Source organism: Streptomyces huiliensis (genome assembly GCF_020037025.1).
Lineage (GTDB): Bacteria > Actinomycetota > Actinomycetes > Streptomycetales > Streptomycetaceae > Streptomyces > Streptomyces huiliensis.
In genome coordinates, this window is sequence record NZ_JAIQLH010000177.1 from 1 (window position 1) to 19,259 (window position 19,259).

Annotated in this window: 21 protein-coding genes; 14 read left to right on the forward strand and 7 right to left on the reverse strand. The window is 72.2% G+C overall.

Going from position 1 to position 19,259, the window contains the following annotated elements:
* The 4 genes from JNW98_RS25710 to JNW98_RS25725 form a co-directional block, all read left to right on the forward strand.
* Nucleotides 1-338: ROK family protein (locus tag JNW98_RS25710; protein WP_223770679.1), on the forward strand; the 338-nt coding region annotated here is incomplete at its 5' end.
* Complete coding sequence (nagA, locus tag JNW98_RS25715; RefSeq protein WP_223770680.1) at nt 338-1,492, forward strand: N-acetylglucosamine-6-phosphate deacetylase; 1,155 nt, start codon at nt 338-340, stop codon at nt 1,490-1,492. The genes JNW98_RS25710 and nagA, both read left to right, overlap by 1 nt.
* Before the next feature lie 124 nt (nt 1,493-1,616).
* The gene (locus JNW98_RS25720) at nt 1,617-2,549 is read left to right on the forward strand and encodes a 1-phosphofructokinase family hexose kinase (RefSeq protein WP_223770681.1); all 933 of its coding nucleotides are present in this window, start codon (nt 1,617-1,619) and stop codon (nt 2,547-2,549) included.
* 48 nt (nt 2,550-2,597) lie between these two features.
* Nucleotides 2,598-3,422: a class II fructose-bisphosphate aldolase gene (locus JNW98_RS25725; protein ID WP_223770682.1), complete on the forward strand. Its 825-nt coding sequence runs from the start codon at nt 2,598-2,600 to the stop codon at nt 3,420-3,422.
* 7 nt (nt 3,423-3,429) lie between these two features.
* On the opposite strand, the gene JNW98_RS25730 is transcribed toward JNW98_RS25725, so the two are convergent.
* Nucleotides 3,430-4,887, reverse strand: coding sequence for an MFS transporter (locus tag JNW98_RS25730; protein ID WP_223770683.1), 1,458 nt, complete (start codon nt 4,885-4,887; stop codon nt 3,430-3,432).
* Between the two features lie 615 nt (nt 4,888-5,502).
* Here JNW98_RS25730 and JNW98_RS25740 point away from each other — a divergent pair.
* On the forward strand, nt 5,503-5,961 hold the full coding sequence (locus JNW98_RS25740) for a DUF4279 domain-containing protein (RefSeq protein ID WP_223770684.1): 459 nt from the start codon (nt 5,503-5,505) through the stop codon (nt 5,959-5,961).
* A 459-nt stretch (nt 5,962-6,420) separates the two neighbouring features.
* On the opposite strand, the gene JNW98_RS25745 is transcribed toward JNW98_RS25740, so the two are convergent.
* Entirely contained in the window at nt 6,421-6,690 is a 270-nt protein-coding gene (locus tag JNW98_RS25745; protein ID WP_223770685.1) for a DUF6255 family natural product biosynthesis protein, read from the reverse strand.
* Nucleotides 6,690-7,022, reverse strand: a complete 333-nt coding sequence (locus JNW98_RS25750) for a hypothetical protein (protein WP_223770686.1) — start codon at nt 7,020-7,022, stop codon at nt 6,690-6,692. The genes JNW98_RS25745 and JNW98_RS25750 overlap by 1 nt, the downstream gene beginning before the upstream one ends.
* Nucleotides 7,023-7,177: 155 nt before the next feature.
* On the opposite strand from JNW98_RS25750, the gene JNW98_RS25755 reads away from it, so the two are divergent.
* Nucleotides 7,178-8,023, forward strand: a complete 846-nt coding sequence (locus JNW98_RS25755) for a helix-turn-helix domain-containing protein (protein WP_223770708.1) — start codon at nt 7,178-7,180, stop codon at nt 8,021-8,023.
* A gap of 4 nt (nt 8,024-8,027) precedes the next feature.
* Here the strand turns inward: JNW98_RS25755 and JNW98_RS25760 are convergent, their stop codons facing one another.
* Nucleotides 8,028-8,954 (reverse strand): carbohydrate-binding protein, encoded by a 927-nt coding sequence (locus tag JNW98_RS25760; protein WP_223770687.1) that lies wholly within the window; start codon nt 8,952-8,954, stop codon nt 8,028-8,030.
* A gap of 167 nt (nt 8,955-9,121) precedes the next feature.
* Nucleotides 9,122-10,939 (reverse strand): diguanylate cyclase CdgB, encoded by a 1,818-nt coding sequence (gene cdgB, locus JNW98_RS25765; RefSeq protein WP_223770688.1) that lies wholly within the window; start codon nt 10,937-10,939, stop codon nt 9,122-9,124.
* A 400-nt stretch (nt 10,940-11,339) separates the two neighbouring features.
* Between cdgB and JNW98_RS25770 the strand changes: the two genes are divergently transcribed.
* Nucleotides 11,340-11,891, forward strand: a complete 552-nt coding sequence (locus JNW98_RS25770) for a flavin reductase family protein (protein WP_223770689.1) — start codon at nt 11,340-11,342, stop codon at nt 11,889-11,891.
* Between the two features lie 122 nt (nt 11,892-12,013).
* On the opposite strand, the gene arfB is transcribed toward JNW98_RS25770, so the two are convergent.
* Entirely contained in the window at nt 12,014-12,442 is a 429-nt protein-coding gene (gene arfB / locus JNW98_RS25775) for an alternative ribosome rescue aminoacyl-tRNA hydrolase ArfB (protein ID WP_223770690.1), read from the reverse strand.
* A gap of 251 nt (nt 12,443-12,693) precedes the next feature.
* On the opposite strand from arfB, the gene JNW98_RS25780 reads away from it, so the two are divergent.
* The 6 genes from JNW98_RS25780 (at nt 12,694) to JNW98_RS25810 (ending at nt 16,436) form a co-directional block, all read left to right on the forward strand.
* Nucleotides 12,694-13,269, forward strand: coding sequence for a TerD family protein (locus JNW98_RS25780; RefSeq protein WP_223770691.1), 576 nt, complete (start codon nt 12,694-12,696; stop codon nt 13,267-13,269).
* A gap of 198 nt (nt 13,270-13,467) precedes the next feature.
* Nucleotides 13,468-13,830: a YciI family protein gene (locus JNW98_RS25785; protein WP_223770692.1), complete on the forward strand. Its 363-nt coding sequence runs from the start codon at nt 13,468-13,470 to the stop codon at nt 13,828-13,830.
* The gene (locus JNW98_RS25790; protein ID WP_223770693.1) at nt 13,827-15,074 is read left to right on the forward strand and encodes an RNA polymerase sigma factor; all 1,248 of its coding nucleotides are present in this window, start codon (nt 13,827-13,829) and stop codon (nt 15,072-15,074) included. The genes JNW98_RS25785 and JNW98_RS25790 overlap by 4 nt, the downstream gene beginning before the upstream one ends.
* A gap of 299 nt (nt 15,075-15,373) precedes the next feature.
* Entirely contained in the window at nt 15,374-15,763 is a 390-nt protein-coding gene (locus JNW98_RS25800) for a hypothetical protein (protein WP_223770694.1), read from the forward strand.
* Between the two features lie 92 nt (nt 15,764-15,855).
* On the forward strand, nt 15,856-16,152 hold the full coding sequence (locus JNW98_RS25805) for a hypothetical protein (RefSeq protein WP_223770695.1): 297 nt from the start codon (nt 15,856-15,858) through the stop codon (nt 16,150-16,152).
* A 95-nt stretch (nt 16,153-16,247) separates the two neighbouring features.
* Nucleotides 16,248-16,436, forward strand: a complete 189-nt coding sequence (locus JNW98_RS25810; protein ID WP_223770696.1) for an antitoxin — start codon at nt 16,248-16,250, stop codon at nt 16,434-16,436.
* A gap of 296 nt (nt 16,437-16,732) precedes the next feature.
* Here the strand turns inward: JNW98_RS25810 and JNW98_RS25815 are convergent, their stop codons facing one another.
* The gene (locus JNW98_RS25815) at nt 16,733-17,290 is read right to left on the reverse strand and encodes a GNAT family N-acetyltransferase (protein WP_223770697.1); all 558 of its coding nucleotides are present in this window, start codon (nt 17,288-17,290) and stop codon (nt 16,733-16,735) included.
* 413 nt (nt 17,291-17,703) lie between these two features.
* On the opposite strand from JNW98_RS25815, the gene JNW98_RS25820 reads away from it, so the two are divergent.
* On the forward strand, nt 17,704-19,254 hold the full coding sequence (locus tag JNW98_RS25820; protein WP_372459324.1) for a M4 family metallopeptidase: 1,551 nt from the start codon (nt 17,704-17,706) through the stop codon (nt 19,252-19,254).
* Nucleotides 19,255-19,259: the final 5 nt, after the last annotated feature.

Below are 19,259 nucleotides of genomic sequence, written 5' to 3' on the forward strand. Positions count from 1 at the left end.
CCCGCGCCGTCGAGGCCGGCGACCCCCGCGCGCGCCGGGTCTGGCAGGAGGCGGTGGACGCGCTCGCCGACGGCCTCGTCGTCGGGCTGACGCTGCTCGACCCCCGTACGCTGATCGTCGGCGGCGGGCTGGCCGAATCGGGCGAAACGCTGTTCGGCCCGCTGCGCGCCGCTGTCGCGGAGCGCCTCACGTTCCAGAAACTCCCCCTCATCGTCCCGGCGGCCCTCGGGGCCACCGCCGGCTGTCTGGGCGCGGGCCTGCTCGCCCGGGACCTGCTGGCCGCCCGGGCATCCACGCCAGCCACAGCACCCACGGAATCCACGGAGGTATCCGCCTGATGGTCGAACGAACGGTTCTCGACGGCGCCCGTGTCGTGCTGCCGACCGGGGTGGTGGAGCACGGCCGCGTCACCGTGGAGGGCACCCGCCTCGTCGCGGACGTCTCCGAGGAGACGCCGACCTGGGACCTGACCGGTCACTGGATCGTCCCCGGCTTCGTCGACATGCACGTCCACGGCGGCGGCGGGGCCTCCTTCTCGTCCGGCGACCCGGAGGAGGCCCTGACCGCGATCCGCGCGCACCGCGCGCACGGGACGACGACGATGGTCGCCTCCACCGTCACCGGCGACCTGGACGACCTCGCCCGCCAGGCGGCCGTCCTCGCGGAGCTCACCCAGCAGGGCGACCTGGCCGGAGTCCACTTCGAGGGCCCGTTCATCTCCCCGCACCGCTGCGGCGCCCACCAGCCCGAGCTGCTGCGCGACCCGGACCCGGCCGACGTCCGCAAGCTCGTCGACGCGGCGCACGGCACGGCCCGGATGATGACGCTCGCCCCCGAGCTGCCCGGCGGCCTGGATTCCGTCCGCATGCTCGCGGACCTGGGTGTCGTGGCCGCCGTAGGCCACACGGACTCCACGTACGAGGCGACGCTGGACGCCATCGACGCGGGCGCGACCGTCGCCACCCACCTCTTCAACGCCATGCCCGCCCTGCTGCACCGCGCGCCCGGCCCGATCGCGGCGCTGCTGGAGGACGAGCGGATCACCGTCGAGCTGATCAACGACGGCACGCACCTCCACCCGTCCGTCCTGGAGCTGGCGTTCGCCCGCGCGGGCGCCGGCCGGGTCGCGTTCATCACCGACGCGATGGGCGCGGCGGGCATGAGCGACGGCATGTACGCGCTGGGGCCGATGCGGGTGGAGGTGAAGGACGCGGTCGCGCGCATCGCGGACGGCCCGACGGCCGGCTCGATCGCCGGCTCGACGCTCACCCTGGACACGGCGTTCCGCCGCGCGGTCACCATCGACCGGCTGCCGGTCGAGGACGCGGTCGCCGCGCTCTCCGCCAACCCGGCCCGGCTGCTGGGCGTCGCCGACCGCGTCGGCTCCCTCGAACCGGGCAAGGACGCCGACCTCGTCGTCCTCGACGGCGCGTTCGAGCTCGTCGGCGTGATGCGCAAGGGCGAATGGCTGGTCCGCCCCGAAGTGCGCTGATTCGTCCTCGGTTTGGGGAACGGCGGCAGGTCCGAGGGCTGGGCCTGCCGCCGCTGTTTTGGCATGATCGCTCCCGCAATCGTGTCCCCCTGGGTCCCCGCGGACCGGTCCGAGAGAGGCGCCGATGATCCTCACGGTCACGCTCAACGCCGCGCTCGACCTGACCTACCGAGTCCCCCGGCTGCGTCCCCACACCGCGCACCGCGTCGCCGAGGCCGTCGAACGGCCGGGCGGCAAGGGCCTGAACGTCTCCCGCGTGCTGGCCCGGCTCGGCCACGCCACCACCGTCACCGGCTTCGCGGGCGGCCCGACGGGCGAGACCCTCCGCACCCTCCTCGCCACGGCCGCGGCGGACACCCCGGGCCGCCTGACCGACGCCCTCGTCCCGTGCGCCGGCTCCACCCGCCGCACGGTCGGCGTCGTCGACGCCGGCACGGGCGACACCACCCAGCTGAACGAGGCGGGCCCGTCGATCACCGCCGCCGAGTGGGCGTCCTTCACCGCCCGCTACGCGCAACTGCTCGACGACGCGGGCGCGGTGGCCCTGTGCGGCAGCCTGCCGCCGGGCGTCCCGGTGGGTGCCTACGCGCAGCTGATCCGCCAGGCCCGGGCCCGCGACCTGCCCGTCCTCCTCGACACCTCCGGCGAGCCCCTGCGACGCGGCGTCGCCGCCCGCCCCGACGCCGTCAAACCGAACGCCGCCGAACTCGCCGCCCTCACCGGCTCCACCGACCCCATGCGCGCCGCCCTCGACGCCCGCCGCAGGGGCGCCCACGCCGTCGCCGCCTCCCTCGGCACCGACGGCATGCTCGCCGTCACCCCCGACGGCACCTGGCGCGCCACCCCTCCCGCCCGTCTCAAGGGCAACCCGACGGGTGCGGGCGACTCCGCCGTGGCCGGCCTGCTGTCAGCCTGGCTGGAGGGCCTCCCCTGGCCGGAGCGGCTGAAGCGCGCGGTCGCCGTCTCGGCGGCGACGGTCCGGGCGCCGGTGGCGGGCGAGTTCGACGCGGAGGCGTACGAGGCGGCGCTGCCGCTGGTGAAGGTGGTGCCGGTGTAACCGACGGCCCGAACCCTCCGCGCCCACCCCGACACAGGAGTTGAGCCCGTGCCCCTGACCCGCACCGCCGACCTCCTCACCTCAGGAGCGGCCGTCGCCGCGTTCAACGTCATCACCGTCGAGCACGCGGAGGCCATCGCCGCCGGCGCGGAGGCGGCCGGGCATCCGGCCGTCCTCCAGATCTCGGAGAACGCCGTGAAGTTCCACGGCGGCGCCCTCGCCCCGATCGCCTCTGCCGCAGCAGCCGTCGCCCGCGCCTCCGCCGCCCCCCTGGCCCTGCACCTCGACCACGTCGAGTCCGTGGACCTCCTGCACGCGGCGAGCGCACACGACTTCTCGTCCGTGATGTACGACGCGTCGGCGCTCCCCTATGCCGAGAACGTCAAGGCAACGGCGGAGGCGGTGCGTTGGGCGCACGCGCGCGGCCTCTGGCTGGAGGCGGAGCTGGGCCGCGTCGGCGGCAAGCCCGGGGACGCCCACACCCCCGGCGTCCGCACGGACCCGGCCGAAGCGGCGGCGTTCGTCGCCGACACGGGCGTGGACGCCCTGGCGGTGGCCGTCGGCAGCTCCCACGCGATGACGACCCGCACGGCGACCCTGGACCACCCCCTGATCGCCGAACTCCGCGAGGCCGTCCCCGTCCCCCTCGTCCTCCACGGCTCCTCAGGCGTCCCGGACGCCGAACTCCGCCGCGCGGTCGCGTCGGGCATCCGGAAAGTGAACGTCGGCACGGCCCTCAACACCGCCTTCACCGGCGCCGTCCGCGCCTTCCTGGAGGCCCACCCGTCCACGGTCGACCCCCGCCGCTACCTCGCCCCGGCGCGCGAGGCGATGGCGGCGACGGTGGAACGGTTCCTGCGGGTGCTCGGCTGAGAGGCGGCTATCCGGCCCGGTTCCTCGTGCGCTTGGGCAGGCAGAACATCAGGGCCCACATCAGCGCGAGCCCGCCGCCGACCCGCCACAGGACGCCGGTGAACGCCTCGCGGTTGGCCGCGCCGTCGGACGATCCCCCGGCGCCGGCGAAGAACACGAGGGCGGTCAGCGCGGTGCCGAGAGCGATGCCCAGGTGCATCGCGGTGTTGAACAGTCCCGAAGCGGAACCGGCACTCTCGTGCGGGACGCGGGCGAGCGACAGGTCGGTGAGCGGTCCGCCGACCATGCCGAAGCCGAAGCCGATCAGGACGACCGGGGCGGTCATCGCGAGGAGGGTCAGCCCGCCCTGCCGGCTGCCGATCTGGAGCCCGTAGGCGGCCATGGAGCCGAGGACGACCAGCACTCCGGCCTGGGGCAGACGCCGCCCGAAGCGCCCGGCGGTCTTCATCGCGACCGTCGCCCCGGCCAGCTCGCCGAGAGCGAGCAGCACGAAGGCCGCGGCCGCCATCACCGGGCTCATGTCCAGGCCGCGCTGGAGATACAGCGTCCAGGTCATGAAGAACATGCCGGTCGACAGGCCGAGCGTCAGCTGCGCGGACAGGCCCCCGGAGAACTGCCGGTCCCGGAAGAGGGCCAGGACAACGAGCGGGCTGCCGTCCTGCCGGCGCCGTTGGTGGCGCAGGAAGACACCGAGCACGAGGAGACCCGCGGCGAGCAGGGCGAAGCACCATAGCGGCCAGTGGTGAGTGCCGCCTTCGGTGAGCGGGAAGATGATCAGGGCCAAGGCGAGCGCGGACAGCAGCATCCCGGCGAGGTCGAGGCGTCCGGCGTTCGACGCGGTCGACTCGGGTACGAACCTCCGCCCGAGGACGATCACGGCCACTCCGACGGGCACGTTGACGAGGAAGATCGGTCGCCAGGACAGCCCGAACAGATCCAGCTGGGTGAGCACGCCGCCTAGCACCGGCCCCAGCACGGAGGCCAGCGACAGGACGGCCCCGTAGAGGCCGAAGGCCCTGCTGCGGTTCTCGCCGTCGAAGGTGACGTGGAGAGTGGCCAGCACCTGCGGGATCATGACCGCGACTCCGGCACCCTGCGCGACGCGCGCGGCGATCAGCACACCGGGCCCGGTGGCGACGCCGCACAGCAGCGAGGCGAGCGTGAACACGGCGGTACCGACGAGCAGGATCCTGCGCCGGCCGTACAGGTCGCCGAGCCTGCCGCCGGTGATCAGTCCGACGGCGACGGTCAGCGAGTAGCCGACGGTCAGCCACTGCACCGCCACCGGCCCGGCGCCGATCGACGCTTGGACCGCGGGCAGGGCGGTCAGGACGACCGACTGGTCGAGGATGTCCATGAGCTCGGCGACCAGGACGACCACGAGGGCGATCCGGGCGGCCCGGGGCATGCCCGGGGGCTTGACGACGGTGTGGTGCGGCTCGTTGCCGAGCGTGAGGGAAGGCACTGCGGGGCTCCTGATCCGAGGAGCCGGGGCGCCCTGCCGTCAGCCGCGCGGGGTCGGAGAACACGAATCCCGGGGCAGTCGGCAGAGCTGCACCCGGAAAACGACAAGGGAATGCGGGGGTGGGTGACGCAACTCAGGCCAGCGCGACGTCCGCCCCCGGACACGTTCAGACGATCGGAACCGATCGGAACGTGGGGAACTGCGGACGGCTACTTGGCCTGGGAGATAAGTCGTCACCTCGATACACAGCGCCGGGCCCCGGAACGGGCACAAGCGGAACCCAAACAGCCTAAAGGCCGCCCCGGCGCCCGTGCAACGCGTTAACCACGCCTCAGACGGCCAACCGCCAGGTCGCGACACTGGCACCCCAGCGGCCGAGGCGGTGCAGGCCGAAAGCGAACCTCGGCACGGCCCTCAACACCGCCTCCACCGGCGCCGTCCGCGCCTGCCTGGAGGCCCACCCGTCGACGGTCGACCCGCGCCGCTACCTCGTCCCGGCGCGGGAGGCGATGGCGGCGACGGTGGAGCGGTTCCTGACCGTCATCAGCGCGGCGCCATCACCCGCCCCCTGACCCGTCACCGGCCAACCCGGCCCCCCGGCTTATCCTCCGCTGGATGCCACTTCTCCAGTACACCTACTTCGCGCTGTTCAGCCGGCACACGTCGGCGGACGACATGACCGCCAGGCTGGGCATGGCACCTGACGAGGCGACCGTTCGCGGCAGCCGGTTCACCGAGCCGGCGGTCGTCCCGGTCGACCACTCGTGGAAGGTCGTATGCCGGGATCCGGGCCTCCGCGCCGACGAGCAGATCGCCCGCGTCCTCGACAGGCTCCGGCCCCACACGCACCGCATCTCCACCCTCGCCCGGGAGCTGACCGGCACCGGCGGCGGGGCGGTCCTCCAAGTCGTGCGCTACTTCAACGACGCGGCCCCGGGCCGGCCCGCTGCCGCCGATTCCCCCAACCTCTTCGGCTGGCACCTGGACCGCAACGTCCTGGACTTCCTCGCCGCCACCGGCGCCGAGCTCGACGTCGACGAGTACGACACGACCGGTGACGAACCCACCGGCTAGGCACGCGGCCCGGGCAGACGATGGCGGAACGATGCTTGGCCGAGCCACTCGTCCCCGCCCATCGGCCGCGGAACCGACAAGCCCCCGTAGGGGGCGAGAGCGTTCTCGGCGGAAAGGACGGCGCTGACCGTCTTCGCAAGCTACTCACCCAGCTCGACCAGGTCGTCACGCACCTCAGGGGTATAGGCGACGCGGTACGCGTAGCTCACCAACCGCGCCCTTCTCGCTCCTGATACCACTCCAGCGCGTGCGCTTCCAGCCGTCCCTCCTGGAACCGACGGACCTGCTCGTCACCAGAGGGATCGGCGGCCTCGATCGCGATACCGGACCAGAGAGCCAAGACGTGTGCTCGCTCTGTCGAGGTCGCACTGCCGATGGCCTGGTCGAACTCGCCGCGCACACCTCCCGGAAGGGCACGCCGGATCTCCGCACTCGTACGCAGACGCTCCGCGACGCCGCTCAGACGGCCAGCCGCCAGGTGGCGGCACTGGTGCCCCAGCGACTCAGACGGTGCAGGCCGTGCGCGATGAGGGCGGCGGCGGAGCGGTCCGCTCGGAGCGGGTCGCGGGGCGGCGGAGCGGCTGCCGCCACCGGGCGTTCCGGCATCAGGAGCGCCGCGTAGTCCGTGAAGCGGCGCGCTCCACAGTCGCGGCAGCGTTCCTCGCCGCCACCCCGCTCCCAGCCGGCGCGGTGCCCGCAGTGCTGGATCAAGCGTCCTACGGCTCGCATCAGTTGCCCCTCCTCGTCCCCATCGCGGACGCGGAGTGCGCCACGATCCAGTGCGTGTACGCGGCAGCGGTGGCGTCCCCGCTCCCGGCCGCCCTCCTGACCGTTTCGAGCGCGGCGCACTCGTCGCAGCCCGTCTGGTACGGACGCAGCCCGGCCGCTTGTCGCTCGGCCCGGGTCGCGAGGCGGAGGGCGTCGGGCGGGACGGTCCACGGCTCGCCGCCGCCGTTCGGGCTCCGGACGTGGACGAGATCGTCGGCGGTCTCCGCTACCTGCGCCAAGCGGCCGTCGCGGACGTCCACCACATAGCTGCCTGCTCTGTATGTCACTGCCACGCGGCCAGTTTGAGGTTCTACAGACGTCGGGGCGAAAGTTTCTCGCAGACGATTACTCGTACGAGCTAATGCGCGTACTGATGCTGACGCTTGTCGTAGAGTCGGCGTCCGAAGATGAGGCAGGTGATCATTTGTCGGACGCCGTACCCACCCTGATGCGACGACGCCTCGGTGCGGAACTGCGGACCCTGCGTATCCGAGCCGGCATGAGCCTCGCGAAGGCCGCCAAACTGCTCGGCACCTCATCGCCAAGCCTGAGCAAGGTCGAGTACGGCAAGCAGCGGGCCAACCTCGACAAGTGCTTCAGTGTGTACGGCGTCGTAGACGAGGTGCGAATCGCGGAGATCCGACGGCTGGCGAAGCTCGCCGAGACGAACCGCCGCAGAGGCCTCTTCACTCAATACAGTGATGTCATCGACGACTCACACGCCGACCTCATCGAGATCGAAGAGCTCGCGAGCCAGGCCGACACATACTCGGCGCTGGCCGTTCCTGATCTGTTGCAGACCATGGACTACGCCTGTGCGGTCATCGAGGGCAGCCGCACGTGGAACACCACCCGCCAGGTGAGGGCAGTCGCAGAGCTGCGCATGAAGCGTCAACAGGCGCTGCACAGCCGTCTTCTCGACGACGTACCCATCCCGCCGCTCATGATGCGCTGCGTCCTCGACGAGGCATGCCTGCGGCGCCAAGTGGGAGCGCCCGGCGTGCACGAAGAGCAGCTCAAGCGCTTGCTGGACGCCTCCCAGATGCCGAACGTGGAGATCCGCGTCATCCCGTTCGCCGCCGGTGCGCACACCGGCGTCAACGGCCCCTACACCGTCTTCCACTTCGACGAGGGCGAGCCGCTCGTGGCGATCGAGCCGCTCACCTCGTCCATCTACCTGGAGGAGATCGCCGACACCCTCCGCTACGACGCGGCCTTCGGCCACCTCCGCGAGCAGGCCCTCGACATAGCCGGCTCGCGGGACTTCATCAACCGCCTGCTCAAGGAAGCCTGACCCACTACGAGCGGTACTGCCCCGGAATCAGCTTGATCTTGGCCACGTAAGTGTCGCAGTTGCCCGACTCACAGGAGAGCTTGATGTCGTTCTTGCCGCTATTGAGCTGAACATAGTTGAAGGTGTGCGACCAGCTGTTCTTGCCCCAGCTCTTGTACTTCACCGTGGTGTCGAGCTTCTTGCCGTTGACCCAGAGGGAACCGGCCACGTCCCCGTTCGGCGAGCCGTAGTTCACGTACACCGTGTACTGGCCCTCACTGGGAACGTTCACACCGTTCCACTCGATCGAAGCACCCGGCTTCATGGCGACATAGAGGCCACCGTCCGAAGGCGCACCCTTCACGTCCTTCGCCGTGGACGCTCCACCGTTCAGCTTCAACGTCGCGGCGTCCCGGATCGGGTCGGTGACGGGCTTGCCGGACGGCTTCTTCTTCTCGTCGTCCTTCTCGCCCTTCTTCTCCGGCTTCTCGGACGGCTTGTCCGACGGCGTCTGCTGCGCCGTGTTGTTCTTGTCGTCGTCCCCGCCGCCCTGGTTCGCCCACACCGCCGCGCCGATGCCGCCGGCGACCACGACGACCACGGCTATCGCGGCTATGAGCAGGCCGCGCCGCTTCGGGCGCTGGGGCCCGGGAGCGCCGGGCGGGGGGCCGGGGTGGCGGGGGGCGCCGCCGGGGAGGGTTTCGGGGGCGGCGTAGTGCGGGGTGGGCTGCTGGGGGGCGGGCATGCCCGCGCCGTACGTAGCGCCGCCCTGCTGCGGCGTGTACTGGCGTGAGCCGACCGGCCTGACCTGGTTGTACGACGTACGGGGGACGCCCGGCTGCGGCGCGGACGCAGCCGCGTCGGCGGCCTGGTCCCCGCCCTCCGAGCGGTACAGGTAGCCGAACGGGTCCTCGTCCTCCGGCTTGCCGTTGCCGTTGTTACCGGCCGTCATCCCCTGTCACTCCCCACGTGAATGTGCCGTCCGGCACCCACGTTCGTGAAACCGGATCCGCGGTTGTCGAGGCCGGTTCGGCCACCATGGTCCGGCGGCGGTGCCGCATCGGCGCAGCCTACCCCGTGCGGCAAGTGGCACGCCCTGCCACGGGGGCTACCGGCCGGTCAACCGGCCCGGCGGCCGGTCCGGGCGCGGGACCGCTTCTCGACGTACATCCGCTGGTCGGCGGAGCGCAGCACCTCGTCGGCGGACATGCCGCAGCCCGCCCAGCCGATGCCGAAACTCGCCCCGACCCGCACCGCCCGGCCGTCGACCCGGATGGGCGGGATGATCGCGTTGCGCAGCCGGACCGCCAGGTCCTCCGCGTCGGCGCGGCCGAGGCCGTCGGCGAGGACGACGAACTCGTCGCCGCCCAGCCGGGCCACCGTGTCGCCGTCGCGGACGCCGCTGGAGAGCCGCCGGGCGACCTCGATGAGCACCGCGTCGCCCGTGTGGTGCCCGAACCGGTCGTTGATCGACTTGAAGCCGTCCAGATCGCAGAAGAGGACGGCGAGGCCCTTGTCGCCCTCGTCGCTGTGCTCGTCGAGCGGGACGGTGTGGACGTGGTGGTCACGGTGGTCGTAGCCGGCGGCGTCCCCGCCCGGGTAGTCACCCAGGCCGTAGTCGCCCAGGCCGTAGTCGGCGGGGCGGTAGCCGCCCGTCGGCCGGCCGTCGGCGAGCGGGTCGGGGGCCCGGTCGTGGCCGTAGACGCCGTCGCCGCCCGGAACGACCCCCGGTATGCCCAGCGGCTCGCCGAACGGGCCGCCGAAGGGGTCGCCGACCCCCGCGACCTCGTCGAAGCCGTCCAGCCGCCCGAAGGGGCCGTGGTCGGCCGTGGCGTGCGTCTCGCTGCCGGGCGGGCGGCCGCAGAGCCGGGCGCTGAGGCGGGCGCGCAGCTCGGCGCTGTTGGGGAGGCCGGTGAGGGAGTCGTGGCTGGCGCGGTGGGCGAGCTGGAGCTCGTGCCGCTTGCGGTCCTCGATGTCCTCGACGTGGGTGAGCAGGTAGATCGGGCCGTCGGCGGCGTCGGCGACCACCGAGTTGCGCAGCGAGACCCAGACGAACGTGTCGTCCCGGCGGCGCAGTCGCAGCTCGGCCCGGCCGCCCTCGGCGGAGGTGCGCAGGAGGGTGCCGATGTCCTCGGGGTGGACGAGGTCGGAGAACGAGTAGCGGCGCATCTGGGAGGCCGGGCGGCCGAGCAGCCGGCAGAGGGCGTCGTTGGCGCGGTGCAGCCGCCCGTGCTGGTCGCCGCCGAGCTCGGCGATGGCCATGCCGCTGGGCGCGTACTCGAACGCCTGCCGGAAGCTCTCCTCGCTGGCGCGCAGCGCCTGCTGCTCGCGCTCCAGGCGGACGAGGGCGCGTTGCATGTCGGCCCGCAGCTTGGCGTTGCTGATCGCGATCGCGGACTGGAACGCGTACATCTGGAGCGCCTCGCGGCCCCAGGCGCCGGGGCGCCGGCCGTTGCGCGGCCGGTCGACGGAGATCACGCCGAGCAGCTCGCCGCCGGCCGAGCCGGCCGAGTACAGGGGGGCGAGGAGCCGGTCCATGGGGTGCCACTCGTCGGGGAAGCGCGGCGCGGGGCCGGTGGTGCGCCACTGCGGGACGTCGTCGTCGTCGAGGACCCAGCCCTCGGTGTACGGGATGAAGCGCAGCTCGCCCCAGCGCTCGCCCATGCTGAGCCGGCGCTCCCAGGACACCCGCGAGCCGACCCGGCCGGACAGGAACGCCTCGGCGCTCGCGCTGCCGGCGACGGCGGCGACCACGAGGTCACCGTCCGGGCGGACCAGGTTGACCGCGGCGAGCTCGTAGCCGAGCCCGTTCACCACGCCCTCCGCGACGGTCTGCAAGGTGTCCGCGAGGCTGCGGGCGGTGTTCAGATCCGCCACCGCCTGGTGAACCTGCCGCAGGGTCGTCAGACGCACATAGGGCTCCGACTCGGTTTCCATAGCTCGCTCTCCCCCGAGACCTCGACAGCGACTCTCCAGATTTTCTTGTCGTCCGATTACACGGCCACTGAATCACAGGGAGCTGACAACTCGGTACACAGGGTCAACAAATAGGGCCTTCTGTGACCCATGTCACAGTGCGTAACGGTGCCCCTTACTGTCAGTTCGCAGTCGTCCTACGTTTCTGGTCCGCAAATAAGGCAGAGCCTGCCGCGTTTTCCGGGGAGATCGGCGAGGTCAGAGGCGGTGTCGGTCGGGACGGCGGCGGGACGGCGGCGGGACCGCAGCCGTCCCGCCGGAGCCGAACCCGGCGGACGGAGGGCCTAGGCCCCAATACCAGGACGGTCCTGGTACCGCAGCCCGATGCAGCGGTTCGTCACGGGCGGCTAGCGTGCTTCGTGTGTTGCAGACGACTTCGCCCACCGAGGCCCGCATACCGCATGCTGACGGTGTGACCGCCGAGGAATTCCGCGCCGCCCTCGCCCGCCTGGCGGCGGGGGTGGTCCTGGTGACCGCGCACGATCCCGACGACGGCCCGCGGGGTGAGGACGTCGGCATGACGGCGACGGCGTTCCTCTCCGTGTCACTGGACCCACCCCTCGTGATGGTGAGCGTTCGCAACGACTCCCGGATGGAGGAGCTGCTCGCCCGGCAGCCGCTCTGGGCGGTCTCCCTGCTCGCCGAAAGCCAGCGGCAGATCGCCGGGCGGTTCGCGATGAAGGGGCGGCTCAGCGACCGGCTGCTCTTCGAGGACCTGCCGCACGACCGCGGCGAACTCTCCGGCTCCCCGCTCGTCCGGGGCGCCCTCGCGGTACTGGAGTGCCGGACGGAACAGCGGGTGGTCGCGGGCGACCACACCCTCTTCATCGGCCGCGTCCTCAAGGCCGCCGCCTCGACGACGGAGAGCGGGCCCCTGACGTACTTCCGGGGGCGGTACCGGCACCTGTCCTGAACGGGTGGCACCTGTTCTGAGCGGGTGACGGCTGTCCTGAGCGGGTGGCGGCGCGGCCGTCGATGCGGTACCGCCACCGCCGTCGATGCGGGATTGCCGCCGCCGATTCGGTACCGGCGCCCTCAGCCCCAGTCGCGCGCGGAGCGCCCCCGCTTCGTCTCGGCGCGCTGCTTCTTCTCCCGCAGCCGCCGCTCGTTGATGCCGCGCGGTATCCGCGTCGGCTTCCGCGGCTTCGGCGGCGGCGCGGTGGCCTCGGCCAGCAGCGCGGCCAGCCGGACGGCCGCCGCCTCCCGGTTGCGCCACTGCGAACGGTGCTCCGACGCCCGTACGGTCACGACGCCGCCCACCAGCCGGCCCGCGAGCCGCTCCAGGGCGCGCTCCTTCCACACGGCGGGCAGGGCCTCGGTGGCGACGAGGTCGAAGCGCAGCTCCACCTGGCTGTCGCTGGTGTTGACGTGCTGCCCGCCCGGCCCGGAGGAGCGCGAGAAGCGCCAGACGAGTTCCGCCTCGGGCAGGCTGACGGCACCGCGGATGACGTGGGGACCGGACATGGCCCCATCGTCCCCCGTCCGGTCCGCCCGCGTCACCTCGTTATGCCCGGCGTTATGCCCGGCTCCTCGGACCCCGCCCGTCACGCCCCGGCCCGACCGCCCGTCACGCCCCGATCCCGACCCCCCATCAGGAATCGGTAAAGAAAGTAAAGCGGGATGGAACCCCACCCCCCGTCTTCGGCGTTATCCCGGGTGACGGGACCATGTGGCAGCACACGGTCCATTGAGTCGATGAGAAAGGGATCACCCCCATGCCTGTAAGCCTGTCCAAGGGCGGCAACGTCTCCCTCACCAAGGAGGCCCCGGGCCTGACCGCCGTCACCGTCGGCCTCGGCTGGGACGTCCGCACCACCACGGGCACGGACTTCGACCTCGACGCGAGCGCGATTGCGGTGAACCCCGGCGGCAAGGTCTACTCGGACGCCCACTTCGTCTTCTTCAACAACAAGCAGACGCCGGACCAGTCCATCGTTCACACCGGCGACAACACCACCGGTGTCGGTGAGGGCGACGACGAGCAGATCAACGTCAACCTGGCCGCCCTCCCGGCCGACGTCGACAAGATCGTCTTCCCGGTCTCCATCTACGACGCCACGGCCCGTTCCCAGAACTTCGGCCAGGTGCGCAACGCCTACATCCGCATCCTCAACCAGACCGGCGGCGCCGAGATCGCCCGCTACGACCTGAGCGAGGACGCCGCCACCGAGACCGCCATGGTCTTCGGCGAGCTCTACCGCAACGGCGCCGAGTGGAAGTTCCGCGCGGTCGGCCAGGGCTACGCGTCCGGCCTCCAGGGCATCGCCCAGGACTTCGGCGTCAACGTCTGACGTCGCGCACGCGGGCGCTGAGCGACCGTACGAAGCCCTCTCCGGCTCCCGTCGGAGGGGGCTTCGCGGTCTCGGCGAGAATTCCGGAGGAAAAGTCGCCACCGGAGCCGCCGGGATGTCGAGGACGCGTTCCCCGCTCCGACTGAGGGGTGACAGCGCGCCGGAGGGGCGCGCGGGAACGAGGGGACGGACGCCGAGATGAAGTACGTCGCGATGATCTACGGCAACCAGGCCAAGTGGGACGCCTTCCCCGCCGAGGCGTGGCCGGAGGCCATCGCCAAGCAGGAGGCGTTCAACAAGAAGTACCGGGAGACCGGCGAGCTCCTGGGCGCCTACGGTCTGGCGGACGCGGCCGAGGCCCGGCTCGTGCGCCGCGAGAACGGGAGGCCGGCCGTCACCGACGGGCCGTACCTGGAGACCAAGGAGTACATGGCCAGCTTCTACCTGTTCGACTGCGAGACCCCGGAGCGCGCCCAGGAGATCGCCGCGGACATGCCGTTCGCCGACGTCGACCCGGTGGAGCTGTGGCCGGTCCCCCACGAGTCTCCGGCGAACCCGTGAGCGACGGGCACGGCGTCGAGGACCTGCTGCGCGAGCTGGCGCCGCAGGTCCTCGGCGCGCTCGTCCGCCGGTACGGCGCCTTCGACACCTGCGAGGACGCCGTCCAGGAGGCGCTGCTCGCCGCCGCCCTCCAGTGGCCGGCCGAGGGCACGCCGGACAACCCGCGGGGCTGGCTGGTCACCGTGGCCTCCCGCAGACTCGTCGACCAGGTGCGCGGCGAGACCGCGCGCCGGCGCCGCGAGGAACGCATCGCCCTGACCACCCCGCAGGCGGAGCTGCTCGCCCGCGCCGCCGACGCCACGTCGGACGCGGACCGGGACGACTCCCTCGCGCTCCTCTTCCTCTGCTGCCACCCGGCCCTGTCCTCGCCGAGCCGGATCGCACTGACGCTGCGGGCGGTCGGCGGCCTGACCACCGCGCAGATCGCCACGGCTTTCCTCGTCCCGGAGGCGACCATGGCCCAGCGGATCAGCCGCGCCAAGCAGACGATCCGGACGTCCGGCCTGGCCCCGCGCCTGCCGGAACCGGCCGAGCGGGCCGAGCGGCTGCGTGAGGTCCTGCACGTGCTGTACCTGATCTTCAACGAGGGGTACACCGCCACGGACGGCGCCGACCTGACCGCCCCGGCCCTGTCCGCCGAAGCCATCCGCCTCACCCGCCTCCTGCACCGCCTGGTCCCCGACGACGCCGAAGTGGCCGGCCTGCTGGCCCTGATGCTGCTCACCGACGCCCGCCGCCCGACGCGCACCGGGCCCGACGGCGCTCTCGTCCCCCTCGCCGAACAGGACCGCGGCCGGTGGGACCGGCACCTCATCGCCGAGGGCGTCGCCCTCATCTCCCGGACGCTGCCCCGGGGACAGGTCGGCCCCTACCAGCTCCAGGCGGCCATCGCCGCGGTCCACGACGAGGCGGACCACGTCGACGCGACGGACTGGCCGCAGATCCTCGTCCTGTACGACCTGCTGGAACGGGTCGCCCCGAGCCCCGTGACCACGCTCAACCGGGCGGTCGCCGTCGCCATGGTCCACGGCCCCGCCGCGGGCCTCGCCCTCCTGGCCACCCTGGACGCCGACAAGCGCCTGGCCCGCCACCACCGCCTGCTCGCCACCCGCGCCCACCTCCAGGAACTCCTCGGCGACCACGCCACCGCCGCCACCACCTACCGCGAGGCGGCCCGCCGCACCACCAGCACCCCGGAACGCCACCACCTCACGGCGCGGGCGACACGGCTCGCGCCGGGGTGACGGCTGGGGCGGGCTCGGTCCGGCCGCACCGGGGCCTCGGCGGGCACGCGCCGTCCCGAGCCCCGTGCCGCCGCAACAGCGCCGCGAGGGTGTGGAGTTCGTTCCCCGCGTGCGGCCGGCCGGTTGCGGAAGCGTCGCAGACGACCGCCGGCGGCTCCGTCAACTCGCGTCCCTCGAACGGGCGTTTTCTCAGTCGTTCGCGGTAAACCCGCGCCCCGGGGATCACTTCGCGGGCGGGCCGGTGGGAGGGTTCGTCCGCGAAGGTGCGGCGAGACGAACGACAAGGGGACGTGGATCAGATGAAGGCGACAGCGGGCCGCCGGGTGCTGCGTGGTGGGGCGGGCGTGGTCGGGGGGCTGGTGCTGCTGTTCGGGGGCACGCCGTCCGCGGAGGCGGGGGCGAACGGCTGCAACCAGCGGACGTGCGTCTCGGTCGAGGGGTCGGGGCTCCGCGTCGAGCGCGTGTCGGCGTCGACGACGTGGAACGGCGACTTCACCGGGCACTTCCACATCTGGGGCGGCGGCCTGGACGCCAACAGCCCGACGGCCTTCTGGGGCTACCACCAGAAGTTCACCGTCCCGGTGGGCCGCGACCTGCCGAACCGGTCGGTGGTCTGTGCGGAGGGGTGGGAGCACACCTCGTCCGGGTTGCAGTCGCGCGGGCGGGCCTGCGAGGAGATCCGCTTCTGACGTCGCCGGCGCCCGGCCGCCCGCGCCCCGTACGGATGAAGCGCGGCGCTTCCCGGGGCCGGCCCGGCCGCCGGGCGCCATCATCGGACCCGATGGCCGACAGCGACGAACCCCAGGAGCCCGCCCCGGAGCCCGGCGACGACGACGCGTCCGGCCACCGTCCGCACCCCGTCTGCCACTGGTGCCAGGGCTCCGGCTTCGTCCCCCGCGTGCTCGCCTACGACCCCGGGCCTGACCCGTTCCGCGGCCCGGCCGAGACGGTGCACCGCACGGGCCAGTGCAGGCACTGCCGGGGGACGGGGTCCTACGACTCGGTCCTCGATCCGACCATCGGGCCGGACGACCGGGCGGGCGGCGGGTCCTGGGGCGGTCCTTGGGGCGCGCCCTGACCTGCGGGCGCCGCGTCACACTCCGTGCGCCGGAGTGCGGAAACGGGCGAATGCGGTGATCCTGGGTGGGTCAGCATGCGTAAGGAGGACGACCCATGTCCATGCTCGACAAGCTCAAGGGCCTGCTCAAGGGCCACGAGGACACCGCCCGCAAGGGCGTCGACAAGGCCGGTGACGCCTTCGACGCCAGGACCGGGAACAAGTACCAGAGCCAGGTCGACGCCGCCCAGCGGAAGATCGACGAGCAGCTCGGCAACCGGCCGCCCTCGGACGGGCAGCCGTAGGGCGGGCAACCGGAGGACGAGCAGCCGGAGGACGACGGCCGGCGACGCCCCCGCCGCTCCTTCTCTCCCCCCACCGGACGGGCCGATCGGGCCCGTCCGGTGCCGCGTGTGCCCCGCCTGGTGCCGTGTGTGCCCCACCCGGTGCCGTGTGTGCCCCACCCGGTGCCGTGTGTGCCCCACCCAGCGCCCCGCCCGGCGCGCCACTCAGTGCCCCGCCCAGCGCGCCGCCCGGTGCCGCGCGCGCCGTGTACGTCATGTGCACCCTGTGCGAGGGCGCACACCGCATCTTCACCCCCTCACCACAACCGGTCGATCTCCCCGGAGTACAGGCCGACGCGGCTCCCCCGGAACGCCCCCGCCGCCCGCCGTGCCCGGGTGGAGAAGAATCCGGCCATGGTGACTTTGTCGAATCCCGGACCGTCGCTCGGGAACGGATCACCCGGTGTCCCGCCGACGAGGACGGTTCCCTCCAGCGCCTCCCAGCCCGCGCTCTCGTAGAACGGCCGCAGCGGCCGGTCGCAGGTGAACAGCCCGACGTCCGCCCCGTCCGCGGCGATCCACTCCCGCGCGGCGGCCACCAGCCGCCGCCCGTGCCCCCGGCCCCGCCGGGCCCGGTCGGTGACGACCGCGCTCAGCCCGGCGGCCCGGTAGCGCGCGCCCGCGTGCTCGATCTCCTTCGACAGGACGTCCAGCGCCGCCGCCACCTCGCCGTCGGGTGAGACGAGCAGCATCGCGACCGGGCGCAGCGCGGGGTCGGGCGGGCCGCCACCGGCCCACACCTGGGCGCGCAGCGCGTCCGCCCGGACGGCCAACTCCGCTGGAACTCGCCCTTCCGCGTAGGTCCTGACCTGCATTCCGCCTCCTTCGTACGACGTCGAGGCAGCGCCTCCGGGACCCGCTCGGCAACGGGGCGAATCCCCCCACGAACCCACCCGAACTCCCCTTCCCGCGGCGGGCTTCGTGACACGTCCCAGGTGTCACTCACGCCACTACAGCCCCAACTCTGCCTTTCCTAAACCTGAATCCCTGATTCCGACCAGAACTGACCGCTTTTTGAAAACAGCAGATCACATCCTTGTTGCGCCCCTGTCAAAAGCGGTCAGTTGCTGGCACGCTCTCCTCCATTCGCTCCTGCACCTCTCACGTACCAGCGGGCAGCCCCGCCCCGGGACGTCCGTAACCCCCCTCAGAGGAGACAGAGTTGAGACTCACCGCCACCCCCCGCACCACGGCCCTGCGCGCCGCCGCCCTCGTCGCCTCCGCCGCGATGGTCGTCGTCGGCGTCCAGACGGGCAGCGCGAGCGCCTCGGGTGACCGTGACAGCGGAGGGCAGCCACTGACGCTCTCCGCGGGCCAGCGCACCGCCGCCATCCAGGAGGCCCAGAGCGGCGCGTCGGCGACCGCCGCCAAGATCGGCCTGGGCGGCAAGGAGAAGCTGATCGTCCGCGACGTCGTCAAGGACGCCGACGGCACCGTCCACACGCGCTACGAGCGCACCTACGACGGGCTGCCCGTCCTCGGCGGCGACCTGATCGTCCACGAGGGCAAGGGCGCGAAGGACGGCCGCCAGGTCACCAAGGCGACCGACGCGTCCATAGCCGTGTCGACCAGCGCCTCCCTGGCCCCGGCCGAGGCGAAGAAGTCGGCGCTGAGCGCCGCCGCCGACCAGAAGACGGCCAAGCCGGCCGGCCAGACGCCGCGCAAGGTCGTCTGGGCCGCGCAGGGCAAGCCGGTCCTGGCGTACGAGACCGTGGTCACCGGCGTGCAGAAGGACGGCACCCCGAGCGAGCTGCATGTGATCACCAACGCGGCCACCGGCAAGAAGCTGTACCAGTACGAGGCCATCGAGACCGGCACCGGTACCAGCACCTACAGCGGCACCGTCCCGCTGACCACCACCAAGTCGGGCTCGCAGTTCCAGCTCACCGACGGCGCGCGCGGCGGCCACAAGACGTACGACCTCAACCAGGGCCAGTCCGGCACCGGTTCGCTGTTCACGAACAGCACCGACACCTGGGGCGGCGGCCGGCAGACCGCCGGCGTCGACGCGCACTACGGCGCGGCCGTGACCTGGGACTTCTACAAGAACACCTTCGGCCGCAACGGCATCCGCAACGACGGCAAGGGCGCCTACTCCCGCGTCCACTACGGCAACAACTACGTCAACGCCTTCTGGTCCGACTCCTGCTTCTGCATGACCTACGGCGACGGCGAGGGCAACAAGAACCCCCTCACCGCCCTCGACGTGGCGGCCCACGAGATGAGCCACGGCGTCACCGCCGCCACGGCCAAGCTCGTGTACAGCGGCGAGTCCGGCGGCCTCAACGAGGCGACCAGCGACATCTTCGGCACCGCCACCGAGTTCTACGCCAACAACAAGACCGACGTGGGCGACTACCTCATCGGCGAGAAGATCAACATCTTCGGCAACGGCAAGCCGCTGCGCTACATGGACAAGCCGAGCCAGGACGGCAAGTCCAAGGACAGCTGGTACTCCGGCATCGGCGGGGTGGACGTCCACTACTCGTCCGGCCCGGCCAACCACTTCTTCTACCTGCTCTCCGAGGGCAGCGGGAAGAAGACGATCAACGGCGTGACGTACGACAGCCCGACCGCCGACGGCTCCAAGGTCACCGGCATCGGCCGCGACAAGGCCCAGAAGATCTGGTACAAGGCGCTGACCACGCAGTTCACCTCGAACACCAACTACGCCAAGGCGCGCACCGGCACCCTGAACGCCGCCGCGTCGCTCTACGGCAACAACAGCGCGGAGTACAAGGCCGTGGCCGCGGCCTGGTCCGGGGTCAACGTCAAGTAACCCCG

Bases quoted from the DNA above. Each gene is read 5' to 3' on its own strand.
- nagA (WP_223770680.1), top strand. From the start codon at position 338: ATGGTCGAACGAACGGTTCTCGACGGCGCCCGTGTCGTGCTGCCGACC.
- JNW98_RS25720 (WP_223770681.1), top strand. From the start codon at position 1,617: ATGATCCTCACGGTCACGCTCAACGCCGCGCTCGACCTGACCTACCGA.
- JNW98_RS25740 (WP_223770684.1), top strand. From the start codon at position 5,503: ATGCCACTTCTCCAGTACACCTACTTCGCGCTGTTCAGCCGGCACACG.
- JNW98_RS25745 (WP_223770685.1), bottom strand. From the start codon at position 6,690: ATGCGAGCCGTAGGACGCTTGATCCAGCACTGCGGGCACCGCGCCGGC.
- JNW98_RS25755 (WP_223770708.1), top strand. From the start codon at position 7,178: ATGCGACGACGCCTCGGTGCGGAACTGCGGACCCTGCGTATCCGAGCC.
- JNW98_RS25760 (WP_223770687.1), bottom strand. From the start codon at position 8,954: ATGACGGCCGGTAACAACGGCAACGGCAAGCCGGAGGACGAGGACCCG.
- cdgB (WP_223770688.1), bottom strand. From the start codon at position 10,939: ATGGAAACCGAGTCGGAGCCCTATGTGCGTCTGACGACCCTGCGGCAG.
- arfB (WP_223770690.1), bottom strand. From the start codon at position 12,442: ATGTCCGGTCCCCACGTCATCCGCGGTGCCGTCAGCCTGCCCGAGGCG.
- JNW98_RS25780 (WP_223770691.1), top strand. From the start codon at position 12,694: ATGCCTGTAAGCCTGTCCAAGGGCGGCAACGTCTCCCTCACCAAGGAG.
- JNW98_RS25785 (WP_223770692.1), top strand. From the start codon at position 13,468: ATGAAGTACGTCGCGATGATCTACGGCAACCAGGCCAAGTGGGACGCC.
- JNW98_RS25800 (WP_223770694.1), top strand. From the start codon at position 15,374: ATGAAGGCGACAGCGGGCCGCCGGGTGCTGCGTGGTGGGGCGGGCGTG.
- JNW98_RS25805 (WP_223770695.1), top strand. From the start codon at position 15,856: ATGGCCGACAGCGACGAACCCCAGGAGCCCGCCCCGGAGCCCGGCGAC.
- JNW98_RS25810 (WP_223770696.1), top strand. From the start codon at position 16,248: ATGTCCATGCTCGACAAGCTCAAGGGCCTGCTCAAGGGCCACGAGGAC.
- JNW98_RS25815 (WP_223770697.1), bottom strand. From the start codon at position 17,290: ATGCAGGTCAGGACCTACGCGGAAGGGCGAGTTCCAGCGGAGTTGGCC.
- JNW98_RS25820 (WP_372459324.1), top strand. From the start codon at position 17,704: ATGGTCGTCGTCGGCGTCCAGACGGGCAGCGCGAGCGCCTCGGGTGAC.